24 protein-coding genes are annotated in these 24,676 nt (G+C 68.4%); 18 read left to right on the top strand and 6 right to left on the bottom strand.

Annotated elements, in window-relative coordinates; all coding sequences use genetic code 11:
- Positions 1-52: 52 nt before the first annotated feature.
- The 9 genes from ABZ382_RS02715 (at position 53) to ABZ382_RS02675 (ending at position 9,133) form a co-directional block, all read left to right on the top strand.
- Positions 53-925, top strand: a complete 873-nt coding sequence (locus tag ABZ382_RS02715; protein WP_357082892.1) for an FAD binding domain-containing protein — start codon at positions 53-55, stop codon at positions 923-925.
- Entirely contained in the window at positions 925-1,398 is a 474-nt protein-coding gene (locus tag ABZ382_RS02710; protein ID WP_357082889.1) for a (2Fe-2S)-binding protein, read from the top strand. The genes ABZ382_RS02715 and ABZ382_RS02710 overlap by 1 nt, the downstream gene beginning before the upstream one ends.
- Complete coding sequence (locus ABZ382_RS02705; protein WP_357082886.1) at positions 1,395-2,747, top strand: 8-oxoguanine deaminase; 1,353 nt, start codon at positions 1,395-1,397, stop codon at positions 2,745-2,747. Before ABZ382_RS02710 ends, ABZ382_RS02705 begins: the two co-directional genes overlap by 4 nt.
- Positions 2,744-5,077: a molybdopterin cofactor-binding domain-containing protein gene (locus ABZ382_RS02700; RefSeq protein WP_357082883.1), complete on the top strand. Its 2,334-nt coding sequence runs from the start codon at positions 2,744-2,746 to the stop codon at positions 5,075-5,077. The genes ABZ382_RS02705 and ABZ382_RS02700 overlap by 4 nt, the downstream gene beginning before the upstream one ends.
- A 134-nt stretch (positions 5,078-5,211) precedes the next feature.
- Complete coding sequence (locus ABZ382_RS02695; protein WP_357082880.1) at positions 5,212-6,648, top strand: NCS2 family permease; 1,437 nt, start codon at positions 5,212-5,214, stop codon at positions 6,646-6,648.
- Between the two features lie 2 nt (positions 6,649-6,650).
- Positions 6,651-7,766, top strand: coding sequence for an XdhC/CoxI family protein (locus tag ABZ382_RS02690; RefSeq protein WP_357082877.1), 1,116 nt, complete (start codon positions 6,651-6,653; stop codon positions 7,764-7,766).
- A gap of 34 nt (positions 7,767-7,800) precedes the next feature.
- The gene (locus ABZ382_RS02685; protein WP_357082875.1) at positions 7,801-8,184 is read left to right on the top strand and encodes a gamma-glutamylcyclotransferase; all 384 of its coding nucleotides are present in this window, start codon (positions 7,801-7,803) and stop codon (positions 8,182-8,184) included.
- Positions 8,181-8,978 carry a TIM barrel protein gene (locus tag ABZ382_RS02680; protein WP_357082873.1) on the top strand — a complete coding sequence of 266 codons (798 nt, stop codon included), beginning with the start codon at positions 8,181-8,183 and terminating at the stop codon, positions 8,976-8,978. Before ABZ382_RS02685 ends, ABZ382_RS02680 begins: the two co-directional genes overlap by 4 nt.
- On the top strand, positions 8,975-9,133 hold the full coding sequence (locus tag ABZ382_RS02675; protein ID WP_357082870.1) for a hypothetical protein: 159 nt from the start codon (positions 8,975-8,977) through the stop codon (positions 9,131-9,133). Before ABZ382_RS02680 ends, ABZ382_RS02675 begins: the two co-directional genes overlap by 4 nt.
- A gap of 20 nt (positions 9,134-9,153) precedes the next feature.
- Here the strand turns inward: ABZ382_RS02675 and ABZ382_RS02670 are convergent, their stop codons facing one another.
- Positions 9,154-9,435, bottom strand: a complete 282-nt coding sequence (locus tag ABZ382_RS02670; RefSeq protein ID WP_357082867.1) for a hypothetical protein — start codon at positions 9,433-9,435, stop codon at positions 9,154-9,156.
- A 380-nt stretch (positions 9,436-9,815) separates the two neighbouring features.
- Between ABZ382_RS02670 and ABZ382_RS02665 the strand changes: the two genes are divergently transcribed.
- Together ABZ382_RS02665 and ABZ382_RS02660 are read left to right on the top strand one after the other, a co-directional pair.
- A complete protein-coding gene (locus ABZ382_RS02665; protein ID WP_357082864.1) occupies positions 9,816-10,721 on the top strand; it encodes a helix-turn-helix transcriptional regulator in 906 nt (301 codons plus the stop codon).
- Complete coding sequence (locus ABZ382_RS02660; RefSeq protein ID WP_357082862.1) at positions 10,711-10,914, top strand: DUF397 domain-containing protein; 204 nt, start codon at positions 10,711-10,713, stop codon at positions 10,912-10,914. Before ABZ382_RS02665 ends, ABZ382_RS02660 begins: the two co-directional genes overlap by 11 nt.
- 380 nt (positions 10,915-11,294) lie before the next feature.
- Here the strand turns inward: ABZ382_RS02660 and ABZ382_RS02655 are convergent, their stop codons facing one another.
- Together ABZ382_RS02655 and ABZ382_RS02650 are read right to left on the bottom strand one after the other, a co-directional pair.
- A complete protein-coding gene (locus ABZ382_RS02655) occupies positions 11,295-11,714 on the bottom strand; it encodes a nuclear transport factor 2 family protein (RefSeq protein WP_357082859.1) in 420 nt (139 codons plus the stop codon).
- A 23-nt stretch (positions 11,715-11,737) separates the two neighbouring features.
- Entirely contained in the window at positions 11,738-12,508 is a 771-nt protein-coding gene (locus tag ABZ382_RS02650; protein WP_357082856.1) for an SDR family oxidoreductase, read from the bottom strand.
- Positions 12,509-12,607: 99 nt separating this feature from the next.
- Here ABZ382_RS02650 and ABZ382_RS02645 point away from each other — a divergent pair, with 99 nt between their 5' ends.
- Positions 12,608-13,360, top strand: coding sequence for a DUF1295 domain-containing protein (locus ABZ382_RS02645; RefSeq protein WP_357082853.1), 753 nt, complete (start codon positions 12,608-12,610; stop codon positions 13,358-13,360).
- A gap of 3 nt (positions 13,361-13,363) precedes the next feature.
- Here ABZ382_RS02645 and ABZ382_RS02640 read toward each other — a convergent pair whose 3' ends face one another.
- Positions 13,364-14,470, bottom strand: a complete 1,107-nt coding sequence (locus tag ABZ382_RS02640) for a lycopene cyclase family protein (RefSeq protein WP_357082850.1) — start codon at positions 14,468-14,470, stop codon at positions 13,364-13,366.
- A 93-nt stretch (positions 14,471-14,563) separates the two neighbouring features.
- Between ABZ382_RS02640 and ABZ382_RS02635 the strand changes: the two genes are divergently transcribed.
- Positions 14,564-15,574 carry a hypothetical protein gene (locus tag ABZ382_RS02635; protein WP_357082847.1) on the top strand — a complete coding sequence of 337 codons (1,011 nt, stop codon included), beginning with the start codon at positions 14,564-14,566 and terminating at the stop codon, positions 15,572-15,574.
- Positions 15,575-15,647: 73 nt separating this feature from the next.
- Here ABZ382_RS02635 and ABZ382_RS02630 read toward each other — a convergent pair whose 3' ends face one another.
- On the bottom strand, positions 15,648-16,412 hold the full coding sequence (locus ABZ382_RS02630; RefSeq protein WP_357082844.1) for an SDR family oxidoreductase: 765 nt from the start codon (positions 16,410-16,412) through the stop codon (positions 15,648-15,650).
- 197 nt (positions 16,413-16,609) lie between these two features.
- Here ABZ382_RS02630 and ABZ382_RS02625 point away from each other — a divergent pair, with 197 nt between their 5' ends.
- The 5 genes from ABZ382_RS02625 to ABZ382_RS02605 all read left to right on the top strand — a co-directional run bounded on the left by ABZ382_RS02625 (position 16,610) and on the right by ABZ382_RS02605 (position 23,019).
- Positions 16,610-17,719 (top strand): hypothetical protein, encoded by a 1,110-nt coding sequence (locus ABZ382_RS02625; protein WP_357082841.1) that lies wholly within the window; start codon positions 16,610-16,612, stop codon positions 17,717-17,719.
- A 24-nt stretch (positions 17,720-17,743) separates the two neighbouring features.
- Positions 17,744-19,060 (top strand): ferric reductase-like transmembrane domain-containing protein, encoded by a 1,317-nt coding sequence (locus ABZ382_RS02620; protein WP_357082838.1) that lies wholly within the window; start codon positions 17,744-17,746, stop codon positions 19,058-19,060.
- Between the two features lie 169 nt (positions 19,061-19,229).
- Entirely contained in the window at positions 19,230-20,438 is a 1,209-nt protein-coding gene (locus ABZ382_RS02615; protein ID WP_357082835.1) for a helix-turn-helix domain-containing protein, read from the top strand.
- A 161-nt stretch (positions 20,439-20,599) separates the two neighbouring features.
- A complete protein-coding gene (locus tag ABZ382_RS02610; RefSeq protein WP_357082832.1) occupies positions 20,600-21,460 on the top strand; it encodes an acetylxylan esterase in 861 nt (286 codons plus the stop codon).
- 386 nt (positions 21,461-21,846) lie between these two features.
- Positions 21,847-23,019: a cytochrome P450 gene (locus ABZ382_RS02605; protein WP_357082829.1), complete on the top strand. Its 1,173-nt coding sequence runs from the start codon at positions 21,847-21,849 to the stop codon at positions 23,017-23,019.
- Positions 23,020-23,046: 27 nt separating this feature from the next.
- Here ABZ382_RS02605 and ahpF read toward each other — a convergent pair whose 3' ends face one another.
- Entirely contained in the window at positions 23,047-24,627 is a 1,581-nt protein-coding gene (ahpF, locus tag ABZ382_RS02600; protein ID WP_357082826.1) for an alkyl hydroperoxide reductase subunit F, read from the bottom strand.
- Positions 24,628-24,676 lie beyond the last annotated feature (49 nt).

The following is a 24,676-nucleotide window of genomic DNA, read 5'->3' as shown; positions in this document are numbered from 1 at the left end:
GGGGCAGCCGAGGCTGTCGTACCTGCGCAGAACCGATATCTAGAGGAACGCAATGGATTTCCTACAACCGGGCAGCTGGGCCGAGGCGCTCCAGCTGAAAGCGGAACGCCCCGAGGCGGTTCCGATCCAGGGTGGCACCGATGTGATGGTCGAGATGAACTTCGACGTGCACCGCCCGGACGCCCTGCTGGATCTGAACCCGTGCCGGGAGCTGTTCCAGGTGGACGAGCAGGCCGACGGCCGCATCCGCCTCGGCTCCGGCGTCCCGTTCGTGAAGATCATCAACCGGTACCAGGATCGCCTGCCCGGTCTGGCGCAGGCCTCGCGCACCGTGGGTTCCCCGCAGATCCGCAATCGCGGCACCGTGGGCGGGAATCTGGGCGGCGCGTCGCCCGCCGGTGACGCCCACCCGGCGTTGCTGGCCGCGAACGCCGTGGTCGAGGTCGAGTCGGCCGCCCGCGGCACCCGCATGATCGACATCGACGACTTCTACGTCTGGGTCAAGAAGAACTCCCTGGAGCCCGACGAGCTGATCCGCGCGGTGTGGCTGCGGCCCGCCGCCGGCCCCCAGTACTTCTCGAAGGTCGGCACCCGCAACGCGATGGTGATCGCCGTGTGCTCGTTCTCCGTTGCCCTGCACGCGGATTCGCGGACGGCGGGCGCGGGCATCGGCTCGGCCGGTCCGACCCCGATCCGTCCGGTCGAGGCGCAGGACTTCCTGGCCGCCAACCTGGACTGGGACAACGGCGGTGCGCTGAACGAGGAGCTGGCCCACGAGTTCGGCCGCCTGGTCGGCGCGGCGGCCAAGCCCATCGACGATGTGCGCGGCACCGCCGACTACCGCCGGCACGCGTTGTCGGTGATGGCCCGCCGAACCCTCGGCTGGGCGTGGAACGACTACACCGCGGAGAGGAGGGCGGCCTGATGCGTATCGACTTCACCGTCAACGGATCGCAGGAAACCGCCGACGACGTCTGGGAAGGCGAGAGCCTGCTGTACCTGCTGCGCGAGCGGGTCGGCCTGCCCGGCGCGAAGAACGCCTGCGAGCAGGGCGAATGTGGTTCCTGCACCGTCTATCTGGACGGCACCCCGGTGTGCTCGTGCCTGGTGGCAGCCGGTCAGGTGCAGGGCCGTTCGGTCCGCACCGTCGAAGGCTTGGCCGAGGGCGACCGGCTCGACCCGATGCAGCAGGCGTTCGTCGAGGCGGGCGCGGTGCAGTGCGGTTTCTGCACGCCCGGCCTGATCGTGCAGGCGCACGACCTGATCGAGCGCGTCCCCAACCCGTCCGACGTCGAGATCCGTGAGGCGCTCGCCGGAAACCTGTGCCGCTGTACGGGTTACGAGAAGATTCTGGATGCCGTGCGCATGGCGGCCGAGCGGAAGGCGGCGGCGAAATGAGCAAGCTCGTCATCGAGAACGCCTATATCGCACCGGTCGTCGGTGCGGAGATCCCCAACGGCTATCTGATCGTCGGCGACGACGGCCGGATCGAAGCTCTCGGCGCAGGACCTGCGCCGATGGTGGTGGGTGCTGAACGCCTCTCCGGCACCGGCTGCCTGGTGACCCCGGGCCTGGTGAATACCCACCACCACCTCTACCAGTGGGCCACCCAGGGCCTGTTCCAGGACGCGACGCTTTTCGAGTGGCTGACCGGCCTGTACCGCCTGTGGGCCACCATGGACGCCGAGATCGTCTACGGCGCGGCCTCGGCCGGTCTGGGCTGGCTCGCGCTGACCGGCACCACCACCTCCACCGATCACCACTACGTGTTCCCCCGGGGCCGTGGCGATCTGTTCGACGCCGAGGTGCGCGCCGCCCGCGAGCTGGGCATCCGCTTCCACCCGTGCCGCGGTTCCATGGATCGTGGCCAGTCCCAGGGCGGTCTGCCGCCGGACGAGGTGGTCGAGAACCGCGAGGAGATCCTCCTCAACACCGAGGAGATCATCAACAAGTACCACGACGCGTCGTTCGACTCGATGCTGCGCGTGGCCGTCGCCCCCTGCTCGCCGTTCTCGGTGTCCGAGGGCCTGATGGTGGAATCCGCGGCCCTGGCCCGTCAGCACGGCGTCCGCCTGCACACCCACCTCGCCGAGACCCTCGACGAGGAAGAGCACTGCATCGAGCAGATGGGTTGCACGCCGGTCGAATACATGGAGAAGCTGGGCTGGCTCGGCGACGACGTGTGGTTCGCCCACGCGGTGCACCTGCACGACAAGGACATCGCGGCCTTCGCCCGGACCGGCACCGGTTCCGCGCACTGCCCGACCTCCAACGCGCGCCTCGGCGCGGGCATCGCGCGAGTGATGGACCTGCTCGCCGCCGGCGCCCCGGTCGGCCTGGGCGTGGACGGCGCGGCCTCTTCCGAACTCACCTCGATGGCCGGGGAGATGCGGCAGGCCATGCTGTTCCAGCGGGCCGTGCACGGCCCCCGCGCCATGACGGCCCGCCAGGCCCTCGAGGTCGGCACCCTCGGTGGTGCGCGGAACCTGGGCCGCCAGCACGAGATCGGCTCGCTCGAGGTCGGCAAGCTCGCCGATATCGCGGTCTGGAAGGTGGACGGCTTCCGCGCCGCCATCGAGGACCCGGTGTGCTCGCTGGTGTTCGGCCCGCAGCCGCCGCTGGCGCGTCTGCTCGTGGGCGGCAACACCGTCGTGGAGAACGATGAGCTCAAGACCATGCCGCACGATCAGGTCGGTCAGAACGGCGTGGCGGCGCGCCGGCGAATCATGAAGCAGGAGAACCGATGACCATCGCACGCACCACTCGGTTCCCCGGGGATGTAGCGATCCCGGGCAGTGGCGGCATCGGTGAGAGCCCGCTGCGTCCCGACGGCACCCTCAAGGTGAAGGGCGAGTTCGCCTACTCCTCGGATCTGTGGATCGACGGCATGCTGTGGGGCGCGACCCTGCGCAGCCCGCACGCTCGCGCCAAGCTGATCGGCATCGACACGGCCAAGGCGCTGGCCATGCCCGGCGTCCACGCCGTGCTCACCCACGAGGACGTGCCCGGCCGCAAGGTCTACGGCCTCGACCACACCTGGGACCAGCCGGTGCTGGCCTTCGGCGAGGTGCGTCACCACGGTGAGGCGATCGCCCTGGTCGCCGCCGACCACCCCGAGATCGCGCGCCGCGCCGTGGCCGCCATCGAGGTGGAATACGAAGTGCTGGAACCGATCACCGACCCGATGGCCGTGATCGAGGACCCGGTCGGGCTGGCCGTGCAGGAGCGCGGCGGCATCGCCCGCTACCAGCCGGTGCGCGCCGGCGACATCGAGATCGGCAAGACCCTGGCCACCGTCGTGGTGAGCGAGGAGTTCGAGGTCGGCATGCAGGACCAGGCCTTCCTGGGCCCCGAGTCCGGCATGGTCATCCCCAACGAGGACGGCTCCCTCGACTTCTACGTCGCGACCCAGTGGCTGCATTGGGATCTCACCCAGATCGGCCCCTGCCTCGGGTTGAACGAGGACCAGATCCGGATGACCATGTCCGGTGTCGGCGGCGCGTTCGGCGGCCGCGAGGACCTGTCCATGCAGATCCACGCGGGCATGCTGGCCATGCGCACCGGCAAGCCGGTCAAGATGATGTACAACCGCCAGGAGTCGTTCTTCGGCCATGTGCACCGGCATCCGGCGATCATGCGCTACGAGTACGGCGCCACCGCGACCGGAAAGCTCACCTACGCCAAGGTTCTCATCGTCCTCGACGGCGGCGCCTACACCTCGGCGACCCAGAACGTGATCGGCAACGCCGCCTCCCTGGCGCTGGGCCCCTACGAGGTCCCGCACCTGGAGATCGACGCCTACGGCGTGTACACCAACAACCCGGTGTGCGGCGCGATGCGCGGATTCGGCGTCGTGCAGGCGTGTTTCGCACACGAGTCGATGATGGACAAGCTCGCCGACGCCCTCGACATGGATCCGGTCACGGTCCGTCAGATCAACGTGGTGTCGCAGGGCTCCACGCTGGCCACCGGTCAGATCGTGCACGCGCCCACTCCGCTGGTCGAGATGCTCGACAGCCTGCGCGACATGGAACTGCCGGACTCGGTGGACGCCACCGACATCCGCAACCTGCCCGGCGGCGCGTCCCAGACCACCCACGGCGAGGGCGTGTACCGCGGCGTCGGCTACGGCGTCGGCATCAAGAACATCTGCTTCTCCGAGGGTTTCGACGACTACTCGACCGCCCGGGTGCGGCTCGAGGTGATCGGCGGCGAGCCGGTCGCGCTCGTGCACACCGCCGGCGCGGAGGTCGGTCAGGGCCTGATCACCCTCGAGGCGCAGATCGCGCGCACCGAACTCACCATCGACCGCGTGGTCAGCCACCCGTCGGACAACAATGTCGGCAGCTCCGGCTCCTCTTCCGCCTCCCGCCAGTCGTACATGACCGGCGGCGCGGTGATGACCGCCTGCCGCGCGGTCGCCGACGAGCTGTTCGTGCTGGCGCGCCAGAAGTTCGACGTGCACGGCTTCATGCACCTCGACGGCGGCAAGGTCGTCAAGAACAACGGGGAGGTGGTCGCGGCCATCGCCGACGTGCTCGGCGCGGACGTCATCGACCTCACCCGCGAATACCATCATCAGCCCACCACCGGCATGGACAAGGTCACCGGTCAGGGCTCGAGCCACACCCAGCTCGCGGTCTGCGTGCACCGGGCAGTGGTCGATGTGGACACCGAACTCGGGCTCGTGAAAGTCGTTGCCCTGGACGCCGTCCAGGACGTCGGCAAGATCATGAACCGGCTCTCGCTGGAAGGCCAGATCCACGGCGGCTCCATTCAGGGCCTCGGTCTGGCGGTTATGGAGGAAATTCAGGTCACCAACGGCAAGGTGCGGAACCCGTCCTTCACGGACTATCTGATCCCCACCATTCTCGACACACCCCCACAGAAACTGGAGATCCTGGAGAACCCGGATCCGCACGCCCCCTACGGGTTGCGCGGCGCGGGCGAGCCTCCGACCCTCTCCTCCACGCCTGCGATCGCCGCAGCGATTCGCGATGCCTGCCGCAAGCGGGGCGGCACCGGGAACATCAACCGCGTGCCCGTGCGTCCGGAAGACATCATCCGGAACAGTTGACTAACAGGGGCAGACCGCGCTCCGCGGCTAGGCGGAGCGCGGTAGGGACCCCACAACAAGCATCACCGAATCCGCGGCCCGGGATTACCCAGCACCCCGGGCCGCTGGTCGGCTACGCCCATAGGAGGGCAGCCATGACCCAGACTCAGTCACCGATCACCACCCCGGAAACCGGGGGGTCCGCGCTCGAGAAGTTCTTCAGGCTATCGGAGCGCAAGACCACCATAACCCGTGAAATCCGTGGCGGCATCACCACATTCGTCGCTATGGCGTATGTCATATTGCTGGTCCCGCTAATTCTCGGCGGCGTCGCCGACTCGCACGGGGACAAGCTCAGCATCGCGCAGCTCACCACCACGACCGCCTTCTCGGCCGGTCTGACCACCGTCCTCATGGGCCTGGTCGGCAATGTGCCCCTCGCGCTCGCCGCCGGTCTCGGACTCGTCCCCGTGGTCGCCTATCAGGCCGCGCCCCACATGACCTGGCCGCAGGCCATGGGTCTGGTGGTGCTGATGGGCATCGTCATCGTCATCCTGGCCGCGACCGGCCTGCGGACGATGATCATCAACGCCATTCCGCTGGCCATGAAGAACGCCATCGGCGTCGGCATCGGCATGTTCATCGCCATGATCGGCCTGGTCTCCTCCGGGGTCGTCGGCCACGGCGCGCCGGGCGGTCCGCCGGTGACGCTCGGCGTGGACGGGCACCTGGCAGGTTGGCCCACCGTGATCTTCGCGGTCGGCCTGCTGGTGATGCTCGCGCTGTTCATCCGCAAGGTGCCCGGCGCGATCCTGATCAGCATCGCCATCTCGACGCTGCTGGCCATCGCGGTCAACGCCATGGCGAAGATCGACCCGAAGGCGTGGGGGACCGTGGTCCCCGAGAAGCCGAAATCGCTGTTCGCCACCCCGGATTTCGGTCTGATCGGTCATATCGACCTGTTCGGCGGCTTCGCCACCGCGGGCGCGGTGACCGCCACCGTGGTGTTGTTCACGCTGGTGCTTACCGGCTTCTTCGACGCCATGGGAACGGTTTTCGGCGTCTGTGATGAGGCCGGTCTGACCGATGAGAAGGGTGAGGTGCCCGGCATGGGCAAGATCCTCACCACCGACGGTGTCGCCCAGATCGTGGGCGGGCTTTCCGGCGGCGCCGGATCCACGGTGTACGTCGAGTCCGCGACGGGTGTCGGTGAGGGCGCTCGTACCGGTCTGGCGTCGGTGATCACCGGCGGATTGTTCTGCGCCGCCATCTTCTTCACGCCGATCGCGGCCGTGGTGCCGATCCAGGCCGCGGCTCCCGCCCTGGTGCTGGTCGGCGCGCTCATGATGACGCAGGCCCGCAAGATCGACTGGAACGATCTCGAGGTCGCGGTGCCGGCCTTCATCACGATCGTGCTCATGCCCTTCACCTACTCGATCACCAACGGTGTCGGCGCGGGCCTCATCGCCTACACCGTGATCAAGCTCGCTCGCGGGAAGTACCGCGAAATCCATTGGCTGGTGGCCGTGGTCAGCGTCGTCTTCGTCGCCTACTTCGGTATCAACGGCATCGAATTGGCCCTGGGAGGCTAGCCATGCGCGACATCGCGGCACAACTACTGGAATGGCACGCGGCGGGCAAGAACTACGCCGTGGCCTCCATCATCGGGATCGGCGGCTCCGCGCCGCGGCCGATCGGCGCGGCCCTGGCCGTGGACGCCGACGGCACCGTCGTCGGGAGCATTTCCGGCGGCTGCGTCGAGGGCGCGGTCTACGAGTTGTGCCGTGAGTCGCTGGCCACCGGCGCCACCATCCGGGAGACCTTCGGCTACAGCGACACCGACGCCTTCGCCGTCGGATTGACCTGCGGCGGAACGATCCAGGTGTTCGTCCAGTCGGTGACCGAAGCCAACCGCACCGCGGTGGAACAGGTCCTGCGAGCTGAGGGGGAGGCCGTGGCCATGGTCCGCGACCTCGACAGCGGCGCCGTGATGGCGCTGGGCACCTGGTGGAGCTCCGGCCACGAATTCGACGATCGCGTGATCGCCGAAGCCCAGGCCATGCTCGACGCCGGCGCGACCGCGGTGCGAACCGTCGGTTGCGGCGACGAGGAGATCACGGTCTTCGTGGAATCGCATGTGCCGCCGCCGCGGATGATCGTCTTCGGGGCGATCGACTTCGCGGCCGCGGTGGCCCGGATCGGCAAGTTCCTCGGCTACCACGTCACGGTGTGTGACGCGCGGGCGGTCTTCGCGACCCCCGCGCGCTTCCCCGACGCCGACGAGGTGGTCGTGGAATGGCCGGACAAATATCTGGCCCGGACCCGGGTGGACGCCCGGACCGTGGTCTGTGTACTCACCCACGACGCCAAATTCGATGTGCCGCTGTTGCGAGTGGCGCTTCGCCTGCCGGTGGCGTTCGTGGGTGCGATGGGATCCCGGCGGACGCACGAGGACCGCCTCCAGCGGCTGCTCGCGGTCGGGATGACGAATGCCGAACTGGCGCGGCTGAAGTCGCCCATCGGACTGGATCTCGGCGGCCGCACTCCCGAGGAGACGGCCGTCTCCATCGCCGCCGAGATCGTGGCGGTCCGCCGTGGGGGCACCGGGATATCCCTGGGCGCCTACGGCGGACCGATCCACCGCGACGCGGTCGCGGTGCCGGAGGTGATCGTGCCGGACTCCCCGGACGCCCTGCGGCTCTCCGTCTGACCCGCCCCGCCGACCCGATGAGGAGCCCACGGCCATGCCTTTGATCTTCCTGAACGGGGGTGCCATGCGCGGCGAACCCCTGCACTACCTGCTGGAGGGCGCACCCTGCGCCGGGGAGGTCACCACCGCGCCGCAGTACCGGTTCTATTCGGTCGGCGACCGCTTCCCCGGCCTGCATCCCGTCGCCTACGGTGGCGCGCCGATCACGGGTGAACTGTTCGACGTGCCCATGGAGGTGCTGCGCAACCGCCTGCTCCCGGCCGAGCCGCCGGAACTGGAACTCGGTGTGATTGCCTTGGACGACAGCCGCTCGGTGCTGTCCATGCTGCTGCGGCGACCGGTCATCTCCGACCCGCGGCTCATCGACATCACCGACTACGGCAGCTGGCACACCTACCGGGAGGAATCGACACGATGAAGTACACCGCCGACGGAGCTCTCCGGAAATTCGACGCGCACTGCTCGATCCTGTTCGCCGACCTGCCGCTGCTGGAACGTCCGGCGGCGGCGAAGGCGGCCGGGTTCGACGCCGTCGAATTCTGGTGGCCGTTCGGCGAGAACCCGGTGCCCGGGGACAAGGAGGTCGACGCGTTCGTGTCCGCCGTGTCCGACGCCGGGGTTCAGCTCATCGGTCTCAACTTCATCGACCTGGTGCCCGCGGGCCGCGGGCTGGTCTCGGTCCCCGGTCGGGAGACCGAGTTCCGCGACAATATCGACGTCACGGTCGGTATCGCCGAACGGCTGGGCTGCCGGTCCCTGAACGCCTTGTACGGCAACCGGATTCCGGGCGTGGACCCTCGGGTGCAAGACGAGCTGGCCCTCGAGAACCTCCGCCTGGCCGCCGACGCCGCGGCCCGCATCGACGCGCAGGTCGTGCTCGAGGCGCTGAATTCGATCGAGTCGCCCGCCTATCCGATCGTCTCTGCCGCGCACGCGGTGCGGGTCATCGACGAGGTCGGCGCGCCGAACCTCCGCTTCCTGTGCGACCTCTATCATCTGGCCCGCATGGGCGAGGACCTGTTCGCCGTGATCGCCACCTACGCCGACCGCATCGGGCACGTCCAGATCGCCGACGCCCCGGAGCGCAGCCGCCCCGGCACCGGCACCCTCGACTTCGAAGCCCTCTTCACCGCCCTCGACACCGCGGGCTACGACGGCTGGATCGGCCTGGAATACCAAGACCCCGACCATGATTGGAGCTGGATCGTATGACCGCCGCCCCGGCCGCGACCTTGCCGTGGACCCCGCACGGGCACTGCGGCTCCGCGCTGCCCGCCGGATGGGTGATCGAGCGCTTCACCGTCCAGCTCCCGGTCGTGGACGACCTCGCGACCACCCACCCCGCGCAGGGAGCCGCTGACCGATGAGGGGTCAGCGGTTCCCGCGTTCAATAGATCAACGCGTCGTCCAGGACGACGGTGTACGCCGCCGCGTCCCAGGGGCTCGGCTCCACCCCGCCCAGGATCTCGTCCAATAGCGGGGCGTGCACCAGACTTCCCGCCCCGTAGTGTCCGCACGCTCTCGCACTGGCCAGGACCGCGTAGATCACCGCCGCGTACAACTGCGCCCGCGGCGTGATCACAGACCCGCCCCCGCCCTCATGCGCCCGCAATCGCTCCTCGACCGCGTCGATCACATCCCGCAGAACGCGAATTTCCACCTCGGCCATCTCGTCCATCTCAGTCTCCCCGAGGCGGTCGTCGCGGTGGCCTGCCCATCCGCACCAGATACGTCTTGGCCTGTAACTTGGCCGGGCACACGGTGATCGGACACTCGGCATGCTCCCGTAGTGCCCGCTTCGCCGCATCCTCACTCATCACCGCCAGGGCGCTGTGCCCGGTCGCTGGAAGCCCGAACATCGTTGGAACCTCCCGTCATTCGGGGATCGCTGACCCCATCAGCACACCACCGGTTCACGCGTGGGGCAGGAGAATCTGGGATCCCGCGCGCAGTTGGTCCAAATGCCCACGACCAGACCCATCTTCGCGGTACAACAGATCCGTCTTGCGACCCGGCTCGATTCGACTTCGCAAACAGGGGACTGCGACGATGACCAGCAAGGATGATCAAGAAGGCTCCGCATCGACGTTGCCGAGACGGCAATTGGGACGGTTTCTGCGCGAGGAACGCGAAAAGCACGGCCTGACGATCGACGCCGCCGCGCGGCTCGTCGACCTGTCGAAATCGGCTCTGCAACGACTGGAAGCCGGACGAAATCAACGAATTCGGAAACAAGACGTGCGCGCTTTGTGTGAGACCTATGGCGTCGACATCGCACCTACCGCACAGGCTGTCGAACTGGCGGAGCAGGCCAAAGTCAGAAGTTGGTACCACGCCTTCGGTGGACTGTTCAGCGACGAATTCAACATGTACGTCGGGTTGGAAGCGTCGGCGCGCCGTCTGCTGATGTATCACGAGCAGGTTCCCGGCCTTTTGCAGACCAGGGACTACGCGCGGGCACTGATCGGCGAGTTCTACCGAAACAGTGTTGTCGAGGATATCGATCGCCGAGTGGAGCTGCGGATGAAGCGGCAGGCCATCGTCACTCGGAGGTCGGCTCCATTGGTACTCGAAGTCATGCTGCACGAATCCGCATTGCATCGGGTAGTCGGCAACCGAAGGATCATGGCGGCGCAGCTTCGTCATCTCGCCGAGGCCAGCAAGTTGCCGAACGTCACCGTCCGGATCCACCCGTTCGCTGCTGGATCGACATGGGGCATCCTGCATGGCCAGTTTGTGATTCTCAGTTTCGAAGGGAAGGTGAAGAGCGGTCGGGCGGAACCCTCGGTGGTGTATCTCGAAGGTGGGCCCAGCAGCGATGTCTACCTCGAAAAGGCTGCTGAAGTAGCGCGCTACGATGAGTTGGCGAGTGCAATACGGGCTACTGCCCTGGGCGAGAACGAAACCCGAGATCTACTGCGGCGGTCAGCGAAGGAGCATGAACGTGAGTATTGACCTGTCCAGGGCCGACTGGTTCAAGAGCAGCTACAGCGAAACCGGTGGACAATGCGTGGAAGTCGCCTTCCTCGACACGGATGCCGTGGCTGTCCGGGACTCCAAGGCTCCGACCGGCCCGGCGCTCACCTTCACCCCGGCCCAGTGGACCACCTTCACCACCGCCCTCACCACCAACCAACTCACCCCCTAGCCCCTTTCGCCGAGCGGCACCCCCTGGAGGGGTTTTGTCTGGATTCACCTCCACGATGTGCCACTCGGCGAAAGGGGGGTGCAGGGTTTGGAGTGGTGGGGTGGGGGAGGGTAGCCGGTGGGATGGTTGGGGGATGGGGGAATCGGGGGAGGCGTTTTCGGGGAGTGCTGCTGTTGCGGGTGGGGAGTTGAGCCGGTGGGCGGTGCGGGGGTGCGAGCGGGTGCATCCGGATACGTTCGTCGCGCGGGGAGTGCGGTTGGATGCGCGAGGGCGAGCGGTGGCCGCGCTGGTTTGGGCTGGACCACGGCTACCGCCCGCCGAGCGGCACATAGTGGAGGGGATTTGTCCGGATTCGCCTCCAGGGTGTGCCACTGGGCGGGTCAGCCGTTTGTGATGGAGCGGACGGATACGCGCCAGCGGTCGTCGATTCGGATCAAGGTGTCGTGGTATCTGCCCATGCCGACCAGGCGGGGGGCGGTCGTGGTGTCGGCGAAGAACTGCCAGACGGACTCCGCCCGTGCGGAATCCGGTCCCAGCAGCGTGATGGCCGTGCAGCTTGTCACGTGGCGGGTTCTGGTTCCCGGGCCGGCGATGCCCGCGTCGCGGCGGGCTTGCGCGCTGGCCGCGATTTCCTGTGCGCCACGGAAGATTTGGGGGGCGATGCCGGATTCCGGGTCGCCCGCGCGCTCCCAGACGGCGTCCGAGGTGTAGTGCTCGAAGTACTCGTCGATGGGGCCCTCGTCGGCGAGATGGGACAGGTGGGCGAGCAGTGATCGGATCTGCTCCGCGTGATCGGTCATGTGGTTGTCCTCGTTCTGGGCGGCTAGACGCCGTAGCCGCCGTCGATGTCCAGCTTCTGGCCGCTGATGAAGTCGGCGCGGTCCGAGGCGAGGAAGCAGACCGCCTCGGCGATGTCCTGGGCGTCGCCGAAGCGGCGCAGCGGGATGTTGTTCCGGGTGACTTCCAGGGCGTGGTCGTCCAGGTCGCCGGAGGCGATGAGGCGGTCGGCCATGCCGTCGGTGGTCATGCCCGGGCCGACGCAGTTGGCGCGCACGCCGAATCGGCCTTCCTCGGCGGCGATTCCGCGCACCAGAGCCTCGACCGCGCCCTTGGGGGCGATGGACATGCCGTCCCGCACGGGGAATCGGGCGGTTCCGGCGGTGGTGATGGCGACGATGCTGCCCTTGCTGGCCCGCAGGTGGGGCAGGACCGCGTGGACGGCGTTGAAGAATCCGGACACGTCGTCGAGGATCTGGCTGCGGAAATCGGCCGGGTCGACCTTGCTGAGGTGGCGCATCGGCACGTGCGGGCCCGCGGCGTAGATCAGGGTGTGGATGCCGCCGAGTTGTTCGGCCGCCTGCGCGACCACCTCGGCGGTGCGGGCGGCGTCGGCGAGGTCGAGTTGCCAGGTCGCGGCGCGGCGTCCGTCGGCCTCCGCGGCGGACCGGAGTCCGTCGAGTGCGGCGGGGGAGCGGTAGTAGGTCAGAGCGAGGTCGCTGCCGCGTTCGAGGAGCATCCGCGCGCACGCTCCGCCGAGCCCGCCGCTCGCGCCGAGCACCAGCGCGGCGCCCGCCCGATGACTGAAGTCGTCCACGATTCCTCCTCGGTTGCTTCTCACTGTTCATAGCGAACAGGCCGAGACCAAGCAAGTGCTTGATTGTTTACCGGGACGAAGGAGGGTATGCACTACGTCATGCGGGATGCTTTTCACTTCGTGCTCGGGTTTCTGATCGTCCTCACGGTGATCACGTTCGCGAGCGGGTTCGGCTACACCAACCCCTACGGGCGGTTCGCCCAGGACGGTGAGCGATTCGCGGTGCGCGGGCCGTGGGCGTGGCTGTTGTTCGAGAATCCGCAGTGGTGGGCGTTCACCGTCACGTTCTGGTTGGTCGTGAAGGATCCGCAGCCCCCGGCGGTGGTGCTGTACGCGCTGTGGCAGGTGCACTACCTCTATCGCGGGCTGATCTATCCGCTGCTGCGAGCGTCCAGCAAGGGATTCCCCGTGTACGGGATCGCGTTCGGAATGGTGTTCAACGCGGCCAACGGATTCGTCAACGGGTACGCCGTCGCCGACGCGCAGCACCTCCGGGACTCCGGATGGTTCACCGACCCGCGCTTCCTCGTCGGGCTGGTCGTGGCCGTGGCGGGGTGGGCGATCAACTTCCATGCCGACCGCGCGCTGATCGCTTTGCGCAGTGACGGTTTCACCGGCTACCGCATCCCCTACGGCGGCGCGTTCCGCTGGGTGTCGAGCGCGAACTACTTCGGCGAGCTGGTGCTGTGGGTGGGGTGGGCGCTCATGTCGTGGACATGGGCGGGACTGGTGTTCGTGTTGTTCACCATCGCCAACCTGCTGCCGCGGGCGGTGTCCACGCATCGGTGGTACCGCGAGCGGTTCGAGGACTATCCGAGCGACCGCAAGGCCATGATTCCCTACCTGATCTGAGAACTACCGGATCGGGAGGGCGACCCGGGCCGCGAGGACGCGCCGCAGCCGCCAGGGCAGTGCCGCGAACAGTGCCGCCATGGCCGCCGCGGTGCCGCGAAGATCGTCGCGGCCCGACAGGTAGGCCCGCTGGGCGGGGATCGGCAGCGCGAAGAAGGCGTCGAAGAACAGCGGCAGCTCGGCGGGCGGAAGCGCCAGCAGGGCGCGTAATCCGGCCTGACGCAACAGATGTACGGCTCGGGCCGAGGCGGGCCAGGCTGATTCGCCGACGAGGATGGTGTCGGCCAGGCGCAGTGACGTGGCGACGCTGTATCCGGTCGCGGGGTGGGTGAAGGCTCCCGCCGCGCCGAACGTCGACCGGTTCGGCCTGCCGCCGTGGACGGGGAAGCGGACGCGTTCGACGGGTTCGGCGCCGGTGAGAGTGATTCCGCGGGAACGCAATCGGTGGGTCAGGCGGGCCTCGAGGGTGTGTTGGTCGAGGGCGGGGCGTCCGGCGAGGCAGGTCTCTTCCAGGAGGATGCGGTCGTCGCCCAGGGGAACCCCGTAGAGGAACGAGCGCGGGTCGGTCGGGGCGGCACCGTTGTCGTCGCGCCAGTCCATGAACAACGAGTCCGGGTCGGGGTAGCGTGCGCGGTCGATGATCACGCCGTACGCCGTCTGCTCGGCCAGGGCGGGGGAGCGAGGGATGCCGCGCGCGTCGATGACCCGGCCCGCGGGGAGGGTGTGGCCGGAGGCGAGCCGCACCGACGGGAGGTCCAGTCCGTCGTGGCGGTGGCGGGCCGCGATGTCGATGGCGGTGACGGAGTCCTGGATCAGACGTGCGCCGGAGATGTCGAGCGAATCCTGAAGTGCCGCAGTGTCGAACACGAGATAGGCTCGGTCGATCTCGATGCGGCGGGTCGTCCAGGCGACCGGCCGTTCGATCCGCGTCGCGATCGCCGCGTCGGCGACCCAGGCCGGCAGCTCGTCCGCCCACGCCGCATAGGTCGCAGTCCACCGCCGACGCGGGTGCGGATCGACCACGGTGACCGTCAGCCCGTGCGCCAGGGCGCGGTGGGCGAGGGCTCGTCCTGCCGGGCCCGCGCCGCAGATGAGCAGATCGTCGGTCACCCCGTGATTGGATCATGCCGGATCGCCCGCATACGCTTCGGGAATCGAATGCCGGGCCGGGGAGGGCTCGGGCCGTCCGCGAAAGGTGATCAGATGACGTATCCACCAGCCGGATCCGGGGGCGATCCCACTGTCCACCGGCAGCCGCGACCCGGCGAGTCGGATGCCGCGTGGTGGGATCAGCCCGCCCAGGGGACCGGTGGGCACCAGGTGCAGCAGCCCGGATGGCCGGGACAGCAGCCGGTCGACCAGGGCTGGCAGCCGACGCAGACGAATTGGCCCGCGCAACAGGGATATCCGCAGGCGGGACAGCCGCAGGACGCCGGATACGCGCAGCCGCCAGGATTCGCGCAGAGCCTGGGGTACGGCCAGCAGCAGCCGGGCGGGCCGGGCTTCCCGCCCGCGCCCGGTTTCCCGCAGCAGCCGGGTTATCCGCCGCAGCAGCCGAAGTCGAACACCGGGCTGATCATCGGCGTGGTGCTGGGCGCGGTCGTGCTGCTGGCGGTGGCGGTCGGCGCGATCGTGCTCGTCTCCGGTGGCGACGACACCACCCAGGCCGGCGCCACCTCCACCACGGAGAGCCCGACCCTGGTGCCCGCCACCTCGGCCCCGCCCCGCACCACCGCGACCACCTCCAAGGCCGCGCCCGGCGGCAGCCGCTTCAGCTACACCGAGTACGGCAAGGACTGGAACTTCAAGCTCGGTGACGTCGCCCTGCACGCCACCTACGTGACCGGCCAGGACTTCGACTCCTGCGCTCCGATCGAGAAGGCCGGGAAGATGACCGGCCTGGGCTGCAAGCGCGCCTCTTCCATGGCGTGGAAGGCCGAGAGCGGCGGGCTCATGCTCACCCAGCTGGTCCTCACCATGTCCGACGACGCCAAGGCGTCGGCCGCGCACAACCAGTTCGAGGACACCGACCTGGAGTTGCCCGACGGCAGCTACATCGCCGACTTCGAGACCGGCAAGTGGCGCGACGGCAGCCAGAGCAAGTTCGTCGTCGTCACCGTCGCCACCGCCACCGCGGCGGTCGACGAGGCCACCGTCAGCAAGTACCTCCAGTACCGCAACAGCGACACCCTCGGCGCCCTCGCCTTCCGCTGACCGGTTGTTCTCCCCGGCAGACCGTGCCCGGCACCGAATCCCGGTGCCGGGCACACCTTTTCGATTCCGATGCTCAGATGCCGCCGGTGGCCAGCAGGCCGCCGTCCACGCGGATCGTCGTCCCGGTGATCCACGCCGACTCGTCCGAGGCGAGGAACCCGATCAACTGCGCCACATCCTCCGGCGACCCGAGCCGCTTCATCGGGTAGACCGCCGCGGCCGCCTCCTCGTCCGCCGAGTACAGCGCGTCCGCGAACTTCGTCTTGATCACGCCCGGCGCCACCGCGTTCACCCGGATCTTCGGCCCCAGCTGCCACGACAGTTCCTCGGTGAGCCGAATGAGCGCCGCCTTCGATGCCCCGTACGCGGCGATCACGCCGGTCGACCGCAGCCCGGCGACGCTGGCCACGTTCACCACCGCACCCCCGTGCTCACCCATCCACGCCTTGTACGCCTCCTGCACATAGCCCAGCGCCGCAACGACATTCACGTCGAAGATCTTGCGGACGGCCTCGAGGTCGGCGTCCATGAGCGATCCGTACACCGGGTTGATGCCGGTGTTGTTGATCAGCACGTCCAGCGACCCGAACTGCGACACCGCGGTAGCGACCTGCTCGGCCCGCGCCGCCGCATCCCCCGAGTTCCCGGCGACCGCCACCACCTTCCCCGCATGCCCCAGCCCCCGCAGTTGCTCCGCCGCCTCCTCGAGCGGCTCGGCCTTCCGGGCGGAGATCACCACATTGGCCCCCCGGGCCAACAGCTCCGCCGCCACCGCGAACCCGATACCCCGGCTCGCCCCGGTGACCAGTGCACTCTTACCCGCCAAGTTCTCACTCATGTGACGGCACGTTACTTCAGTCCCTTGCCGTGAGCGATCTTGCAACTGGTTCGGCGATCATGCCGTCCGCCGGCAGCGAGGGTCCACGGAAAATATTGCTGACTAGTTGCCGGAGGGTTCCGTTCGGTATGGTCGGTACGGGAGAAGCACGATACATCAGGGAACACGCCGGCTCGACGCATGACGCAGGAGGCCAGATGTTGCACACCGATGTTCCGACGCGAGGCGAGATCAAAGCGCTGGCCGCCGAGGCCGAACCGTGGAGTGTCGCGATATACACCCCGACCGTGGCCGACACCGCGGCGCCCGATCAGAACCGCATCGCATTCTCGAACCATGTGCGCGAGGCGCTGGGCGGGATCGATGACCGCCACGCCCGTGCGGCGCTGCAGGAAGAGTTCGACGATCTGGTCGACGACGAGGACTTCTGGCGATTCCAATCCAATACGCTGGTCGCCCTGGCCACTCCGGAACGGGTGCGGACCTATCGCCTCCCGAATCGCTTGCGGGAAGGCGTCTTCGTAGGATCCCGATTCCAGCTCAAACCACTGTTGCGGGCGACCACGTTTCCGCAGGCGGCGTTCGTGCTGGCCCTGTCGGAAGGTGCTGTCCGCCTGATCGAGGTCAGCTCGGACGGCGGCGCCGAGGAGACTCGGATACCGGGTCTTCCGGTGAGCGCGGCCGATCATGCCCGCAAGGCGTCGCTGAGCGGCCGTGCGCCCAAAGGCCGGATTCAGGGGACCGAGGGCCGCAAAGTGCGGGTGCGGCAATACGCCAGGGCCGTGGACCAGGGGCTGAGGGATCTGCTGACAGGACGGGAGGTGCCGTTGATTCTCGCGGCGGCCGAGCCGATCGAATCGCTGTACCGGTCCGTCAACAGCTACCCGGATCTGCTCGCGGAGTCCATTCCGGGCAATCCCGAGCAGCTGTCCGCCGCCGAACTCGGTGCTCGGGCCCGGCTCATTCTCGACACCCACTACGCGAGCCAACTGGCCGACCTGCACGCCTTGTTCGACAAGCGCCGCGCAGAGGGACGAGCGACCACCGATATCGCCGATATCGCCCGCGCCGCCACCCTCGGCATGGTCGACACCTTGCTGGTCGACATCGAAGTGACCGTGCCCGGAGTCGTCGCCCCGGAGGACGGAGCGGTCACCCTGGAGACCGAATCGGATTCCGACGCACCAGGTGTCGTCGACGAGATCAGCAGGCGAGTGCTCCTGTCCGACGGCCGGGTGCTCGCCGTCCGCACCGAGGACATGCCCGACGGCGCCCCCGCCGCCGCGATCCTGCGGTACGCGCCGTAAGCCGCGATCCCCCAGGAGACGGTTGTGCGATTGGCGATTCGCGGCGGCGCCTGGATCGGGCTGTACCTGGCCGCGTCCGCGGTGCCCTTGGTCTTCGCGGTGGTCGGTCCAGTCGACGGGGGACGGGGTTTCCTCACGGAGTTCTCGGTGGCGCTGGGATTCGTCGGCATGTCGATGCTGGGACTGCAGTTCGCGCTCGTCGCCCGGTTCCAGGCGGTCGCCGCACCCTTCGGTGAGGACGCTCTCGTTCAGTTCCACCGCCAGATCTCTTACGTCGCACTGGCATTCATCCTGGCCCATCCGGTGCTGCTGCAGCTCGGCGGCATCGACATCGCCGCACTGTTCAACCTCGCGCAGGCGCCGTGGCGAGCCCGCTGCGCGATCACCGCGACGGTTCTGCTGCTGATCCTCGTCGCGACATCGGTCTGGCGAGGCCGACTGCGGATCCGCTACGAGGTCTGGCAGATTCTGCACGGATCCCTGTCCGTCGCCGTGGTCGCTCTCGCCCTCGCCCATATGGTGCTCGTCGGCCACTATCTCGACGAGCCGTGGAAGATCGGGTTGTGGACGGCGATGACCGTCGCCTTGGTGGGCCTGCTCGTGTGGGTTCGGGTGGTCGCGCCGATCCGCCGCATGCGCCGCCCCTGGCAGATCACGGCAAACACCACCGAGCGCGGCAACGCGCGGACCCTGACGCTCACGCCGATCGGACATCCTGGAATCCGTTTCGAACCTGGACAATTCGGCTGGCTCGTCGTGGGTCGGTCGCCGTTCTCGATCACGTCGCACCCGTTCTCGTTCTCGTCCAGCGCCCAGAACACCGAACACGTCCAGATGACGATCAAGGCTCTGGGCGACTTCACCGGCACCATCGACAGCATCCCCACCGGCACTAGGGCCTACGTCGACGGCCCCCATGGTGTGTTCACCCCCGACCGCTACGAAGGTCCCGGTTTCGTCCTCATCGCCGGCGGAGTGGGCATCACCCCCATGCGATCCATCCTCCACACCATGGCGGATCGCCGAGACAAGCGTCCGTTCCTGCTGTTGTACGCCGGACTGGCGCTCGACGACATGACCTTCGACCCCGACCTCGACGCCCTCGCCGCGCACCTCGAACTCACCGTGGTCCCGGTCCCACAGCACCCACCCGCCGACTGGAGCGGTGAGTCCGGATTCATCGACCAGCAACTGCTGCGCCGCCACCTCCCGGACCGCTATCCGACCCGGCAGTACTTCATCTGCGGCCCGGCGCCGATGGTCACCGCGATCGAGAATGCCTTGGCCGCACTGGAAGTCCCCGCCGATCGCGTCCACACCGAGCGGTTCACCTTCGTCTGAATCGGAGCTCCCGTGCGCCACACCTACACGACCCGCGCGGTCTGGGCCATCGCTGTCTTCCTGCTCGCCGCCTGCGTCTGGTTCGGCCTCGCCATGCGCTGATCGGTTCGCGCCGCCCGGCGCGGGGCTACCATGCGGGTCCCGCACCGGTGCGGCGGCGGGATCGTTCGTGGAGAAGGGCGGCCGGGTGCTGGACCGTGGCAAGACATCGCACATCCTGACCGCCGTGGCCGAGCCGCTGTCGGATCGGCTGCCCCGCATCGCCCGCGGGTTGTCCGAGCGGATCCTCGCTGAGGACACCGCGTACGCGGCTCTGGTGGCGCCCACTGAACTGCGGGACACCATCCTGCGCAACCTGCGGCAGACGGTGGCCTCGATGCTCGATCGGTCCGAGGACCGGCCGGTCGACCTGTCCGACGCGACCTGGACGGGGCGGACACGGGCAACGCAAGGGCTGCCGCTGGCCTCGCTGCAGGACGCGTACCGGCGCGGCTGTCGGCTGCTGTGGGAGGCGATGATCGAGACGGTGGCGGAACGGGATCCGGCCTCGCTGCCCGATCTGTTGCCGTGCGTGGGTGATCTGTGGGACATCGTCGACCTCCTCATCGGCGCGGTCACCGACGCCTACCAGGCGATGGAGTCGGAGCGCCTGGCGCGGGACGGTGAGCGGCGGAACGCGGTGCTCGACGTGCTGCTCGGCGGTCCGGGGGCGGCCTTTCCCGCGGGTGGGGGAGCGGGCCTGGTCGCGCAGGCGTCGGCGGTTCTCGGCCTGCCCGAACGGGCCCGGTACGCGGTGGCCGCGGTGCGGTCGGTCGGCGGCGCGAGTCTGCCTCGCGATCGGGGACACCCGGCCACCGACGGCTTCCACATCCTGTGGCGGATCCGGGCCGATCACGAGGTCGGGCTGATCGCGCTCGGCGGCGACCCGTTGACCGAGCCGGCGCGGCTGCTGCGCGAGCAGGGGGTCGCGGCCGGGATCAGTCCTGTGGTGGGCTCGCTGGCCGAATTGGCCAGGGCCCGTTGGCTGGCCGAGATCGCGTTGCAGACCGGCGCACCCGACGCGGAGGTGGTGGTGCTCGATCAGCGCCTGCCCGCCGCGCTGGTCGCCGCGCAGTCCGAACTCGCCGAGCGACTCCGGACCGTGGTGCTCGGCCCGGTGCTCCAGCTGCCCGGGGCCGAACGCGACGTCCTGCTCGCGACCGTGACCGCGTGGCTCGACGCGGGCGGCTCGGCGGCGGGCGCGGCGGCGGCGTTGTACTGCCACCGCAATACCGTGCTGAATCGGTTGCGGCGCATCGAGGAACTCACCGGCCGGTCCATCGCCGAACCACGCGCCATGATCGAGCTCGCCCTGGCGGTGGAGGCGGCCCGCCGATAACCCGTCTGGGCAGGCGAGACAGTCTCGCGGTCGCCGTAATGTGCCCAGGCACAAGAATTGCGCCGCGACGAGAATTCCGGCCGCACGCGGCAGACCCGCGCAATAGCTTTCCCGCCAGGCAAATGGCCGAGTCATCAATCGAAAGGGAAGGTGTTTCGCGCATGCGCATTCGCACTTCCAACCTCCGCGCCACACTGGCGGCGGTCCTCACCGCCGTGGTCCTCGCGCTGACTCTCACCGCCGTCGCGGTCCCCGCCCACGCGGACGGAATCCCGAGCGTCGGCCGGAATTGGGCTGCGGCGGGCCCCTATTCGCCGGAGGTCAGCATCGGTGTCGTGCACACGCTCTACTACCCGCAGACCATGGGCGCGCACGGCGAGAAGCACCCGGTGATCATCTGGGGCAACGGCACCGGCGTGCTGCCCGGGGCGTACACCCTGCTGTTGCGGCACTACGCCAGTCACGGCTTCATCGTGGTGGCCGCCAATACGCCGGTGAGCAACTTCGCCATCACCATGCGCAGCGGCATCGACCTCATCGAGAAGCTCAACGCCGACCCGTCCAGCGTCTTCTACGGCAAGGTCAACCTCGACCGGATCGGCTCCGCGGGCCACTCCCAGGGCGGATCGGGTGCGATCAACGCCGCCGTCGACCCCCGCGTCGACGTGGTGGCGGCGATCCAGCCCGGACCGCTCAACGACGTCGGCCAGCTCCACAAGCCGGCGCTGTTCCTCGCCGGCCAATTCGACGCCATCGTGTGGCCGGCCCTGGTGAAGGCCATGTACAACAATGCCGACCAGGTCCCGGCCGAATACGCCGAACTCCGCGGCGCCACCCACTTCGGCACCGGCATCACCGGCGGCGACATGCGCGGCCCCTCCACCGCCTGGCTCCGCTACTGGCTGATGGACGACACGAACGCCCGCACCGAGTTCTTCGGCCCCAACTGCGGCTTCTGCACCGACTCCCAACAGTTCTCGGACTTCCGGCGCAACGACTTGGCCAACCAGATACCCAGCTAATCCTCGACATACCCTGAGCAACTCCAGGCAGGCGGGGCGACTGTCCTCGCCTGCCCCCGGGATGCGGGCGAGGACGGCTGCGGGTAGCATCCAATGGGTGAACGAAACCTGTTACAGCGGTGCATGTTTAACGTGTCGCCGGATAGCCGGGCGTATCACGATCTCTCCATTGCGTCCCTAGCATCGTCGCGGGGCCGGACGGCTGGATCCGCGTGCGCTGCGGGATACCGATGCGGCACAGGACCGATCGCATCCCTACAGCAATCGCTGACGTTGTTTCGTTTGTTCTGAGCACTTCTCACCGATCATGTTTCACCCGCTCATGGGAGTTGCACGTTGAAGATGTTCGCGTTCCCTTTGTCGAATCGCTGCGCCGGGCCGCACGAGTGAAGCTGCACTCGCCGGAATTCGCCGCCGACCCGCACCGCGCCTACGAGGACCTGCGCCGCCGGTACGGCCCCGTGGCGCCCATCGAACTGGCCGCCGGAATCCCCGCCACCCTGGTCCTCGGCTACCGCGAAGCCCTGCGGATTCTCGGTGACCCCGAACGCTTTCCGGCCGATCCGGGGACCTGGGAGTCGACCATTCCGGAAAGCTGCCCGGTCATGCCCATCATGGAGTGGGGCCCGGTGGAATCCGCGGACCGCGGCCGATCGACCCACCGCTCGGCCTACCTGGCCGCCATGGCCGACATCGACCAGTACCGGCTGCGCGGCACGGTCGAGTCCGCCGCCGTGCCACTGATCAACAGCTTCTGCGGCGTCGGGCAGGCCGACCTGCTCGCCGACTACGCCCGCCCCCTCACCCTGCGCGTCCTCAACGACCTGATGGGCGTGCCGCCCGTGCTCGGCGCGGAAGCCGGTGCCGCACTGATGGATCTGATCGAGGCCGCCGACACGACCGCCGCCGACACCGCCGAGCGCCGATTCCGCGCCGTCCTGGCCGAGTCGGTAGCCAGCAGACGCCGCTCCCCGGACCAGGACGTCACCTCGACGCTGATCGGCCACGCCGCCGGCTTCGACGACGCCGAGATCGTCGAACAACTGGCCGAGCTCTACGCCATGGGCGCCGAACCGACCTGGAATCTCATCGTCAGCGCCCTGGTCCTGATGGCCGACGACACCTGCTTCCACGACGACCTCCTGGCCGGCTCCCTCCAGCTGCGCGACGCCATCGACAAGGTCCTGTTCACCGACCCCCCGCTCGCCAACGCCTGTCCCCGCTACCCGCAGCAGCCCCAATTGGTGGGCAGCTCTTGGCTTCCGGCGAACCAACCGGTCCTGATCAGCATTACGGCCTGCAACAACGACCCCGCCGTCTCCGGCGACCACACCGGCAACCGCTCCCACCTCGCCTGGGGCTCGGGCGCCCACGCCTGTCCGGCCCAGCCGATCGCCTCGATCATCGCCCGCGAGGCCCTCGACCAACTCCTCGACGCGCTCCCCGACATCAAACTCGCGATCCCGCTGGCCGAATTGCCCTGGCGCACCAGCACTTTCCATCGAGCCCCGGTCGCAGTCCCGGTGACCTTCCCGCCCTCCCTCCCGCTGGTCCCTTGATCGTGGGAACACTTCGTTCCAGGTGAGTTATCGCGCACCGGTTTCGAGGGCCGGGCTGGTGCGGATCAGGTGGTCGAACGCGCCGAGCGCGGCCGTCGCTCCAGCGCCCGCTGCGACGATGATCTGCTTGAACGGGGCCGTGGTGCAGTCGCCGGCCGCGTACACGCCGGGAACGGACGTGTGGCCGTGGTCGTCGACGACGATCTCGCCGCGCGGGGTGAGATCGACAGTGCCGGAGAGCCATTCGGTGTTGGGTAGCAGTCCGATCTGGACGAAGACGCCATCCACGTCGATCGAATGCCACGCTTCGGTGGTGCGATCGGCGTAGGTCAGGCCGGTCACCTTGACGCTGTCGCCGACCACCTCGGTCGTCTGCGCGCTGAGCAGGATGTCGACGTTGGCGAGGCTGCGGAGCTTGCGCTGCAGGACCTCGTCGGCCCGCAGCTCGGCGTCGAATTCGACGAGCGTCACGTGCGCGACGATCCCGGCGAGATCGATGGCGGCCTCGACGCCGGAGTTGCCGCCGCCGATCACCGCCACGCGCTTGCCCTTGAACAAGGGGCCGTCGCAATGCGGGCAGTAGGTGACGCCCTTGTTCCGATATTCGGTCTCGCCGGGAACGTTCATCGACCGCCACCGCGCCCCGGTGGAGAGGATCACGCTGCGCGCCAGCAGCCGCGCGCCGCTCGCGAGTTCCACCTCGACCAGGCCCTGCTCGGTGACCGCGGGGGTCAGCGCCGTGGCGTGCTGGGCGTTCATGATGTCGACGTCGTACCGGCGAACATGGTCGTCCAGTGCGGCGGCGAGCTTCGGGCCTTCGGTGTAGGGCACCGAGGCGAAATTCTCGATGCCGACCGTGTCGAGCACCTGACCGCCGAAGCGTTCCGCCACGACACCGGTCCGAATTCCCTTCCGCGCCGCATAGATCGCCGCGGTGGCTCCCGCCGGTCCGCCGCCCACGACGAGCACGTCGAAGGGGTCCTTCTCGGAGATCGCGGCGGCGGTGCGCGCCGCGGCCCCGACATCGAGCCGGTCGACGATCTGCTCGAGGCTCATCCGGCCCGAGCCGAACGGTTCACCATTGAGGAACACACTCGGCACCGCCAGCACCTGGCGCTTGTCGACCTCGTCCGGGAACAGCGCCCCGTCGATCGCGGTGTGCGTGATGTTCGGGTTCAGGACGCACATCAGGTTCAGCGCCTGCACCACATCGGGACAGTTTTGGCAGGACAGGGAGAAGTAGGTCTCGAAGCGGAACTCGCCCTCCAGATCGCGCACCTGCGCGAGCAGGTCCGCGGCCTCCTTCGAGGGGTGGCCGCCGACCTGCAGCAGCGCGAGAACCAAGGACGAGAACTCGTGTCCGAGTGGGATTCCGGCGAACCCGACCTCGATGCCGGTGCCCACGCGGCGGATCACGAACGACGGCCGGCGCGCGTCGTCGCCGGTGCGCGCGTGGGTCACCAGATCCGACAGACCGGCGATCTCGTCGAGAAGTTCGGCGAGTTCCGCGGACTTGGGGCGGTCATCGAGGGTGGACACCAGCTCGATCGGCCGAGTCACCTTCTCCAGCAGTGTCTTCAGTTGGCGGGCGAGCGAGGCGTCGAGCATGCGGGTCTCCTCCGATGGGTCGGGAAAGGGTGCGGGCAGGCAGGCGTCG

It is taken from the genome of Nocardia sp. NPDC005825 (assembly GCF_040630175.1).
In the GTDB taxonomy this organism is placed as follows: Bacteria; Actinomycetota; Actinomycetes; order Mycobacteriales; family Mycobacteriaceae; genus Nocardia.
The sequence above is the reverse complement of the archived record's forward strand: the minus strand, read 5'-3'. Positions and strand labels throughout refer to the sequence as shown.

Bases quoted from the DNA above. Each gene is read 5' to 3' on its own strand.
- ABZ382_RS02675 (WP_357082870.1), top strand. From the start codon at position 8,975: ATGACCGCCGCCCCGGCCGCGACCTTGCCGTGGACCCCGCACGGGCAC.
- ahpF (WP_357082826.1), bottom strand. From the start codon at position 24,627: ATGCTCGACGCCTCGCTCGCCCGCCAACTGAAGACACTGCTGGAGAAG.
- ABZ382_RS02635 (WP_357082847.1), top strand. From the start codon at position 14,564: ATGACGTATCCACCAGCCGGATCCGGGGGCGATCCCACTGTCCACCGG.
- ABZ382_RS02645 (WP_357082853.1), top strand. From the start codon at position 12,608: ATGCGGGATGCTTTTCACTTCGTGCTCGGGTTTCTGATCGTCCTCACG.
- ABZ382_RS02655 (WP_357082859.1), bottom strand. From the start codon at position 11,714: ATGACCGATCACGCGGAGCAGATCCGATCACTGCTCGCCCACCTGTCC.
- ABZ382_RS02670 (WP_357082867.1), bottom strand. From the start codon at position 9,435: ATGGCCGAGGTGGAAATTCGCGTTCTGCGGGATGTGATCGACGCGGTC.
- ABZ382_RS02680 (WP_357082873.1), top strand. From the start codon at position 8,181: ATGAAGTACACCGCCGACGGAGCTCTCCGGAAATTCGACGCGCACTGC.
- ABZ382_RS02705 (WP_357082886.1), top strand. From the start codon at position 1,395: ATGAGCAAGCTCGTCATCGAGAACGCCTATATCGCACCGGTCGTCGGT.
- ABZ382_RS02715 (WP_357082892.1), top strand. From the start codon at position 53: ATGGATTTCCTACAACCGGGCAGCTGGGCCGAGGCGCTCCAGCTGAAA.
- ABZ382_RS02685 (WP_357082875.1), top strand. From the start codon at position 7,801: ATGCCTTTGATCTTCCTGAACGGGGGTGCCATGCGCGGCGAACCCCTG.
- ABZ382_RS02710 (WP_357082889.1), top strand. From the start codon at position 925: ATGCGTATCGACTTCACCGTCAACGGATCGCAGGAAACCGCCGACGAC.
- ABZ382_RS02665 (WP_357082864.1), top strand. From the start codon at position 9,816: ATGACCAGCAAGGATGATCAAGAAGGCTCCGCATCGACGTTGCCGAGA.
- ABZ382_RS02690 (WP_357082877.1), top strand. From the start codon at position 6,651: ATGCGCGACATCGCGGCACAACTACTGGAATGGCACGCGGCGGGCAAG.
- ABZ382_RS02700 (WP_357082883.1), top strand. From the start codon at position 2,744: ATGACCATCGCACGCACCACTCGGTTCCCCGGGGATGTAGCGATCCCG.
- ABZ382_RS02695 (WP_357082880.1), top strand. From the start codon at position 5,212: ATGACCCAGACTCAGTCACCGATCACCACCCCGGAAACCGGGGGGTCC.
- ABZ382_RS02610 (WP_357082832.1), top strand. From the start codon at position 20,600: ATGCGCATTCGCACTTCCAACCTCCGCGCCACACTGGCGGCGGTCCTC.
- ABZ382_RS02630 (WP_357082844.1), bottom strand. From the start codon at position 16,412: ATGAGTGAGAACTTGGCGGGTAAGAGTGCACTGGTCACCGGGGCGAGC.
- ABZ382_RS02625 (WP_357082841.1), top strand. From the start codon at position 16,610: ATGTTGCACACCGATGTTCCGACGCGAGGCGAGATCAAAGCGCTGGCC.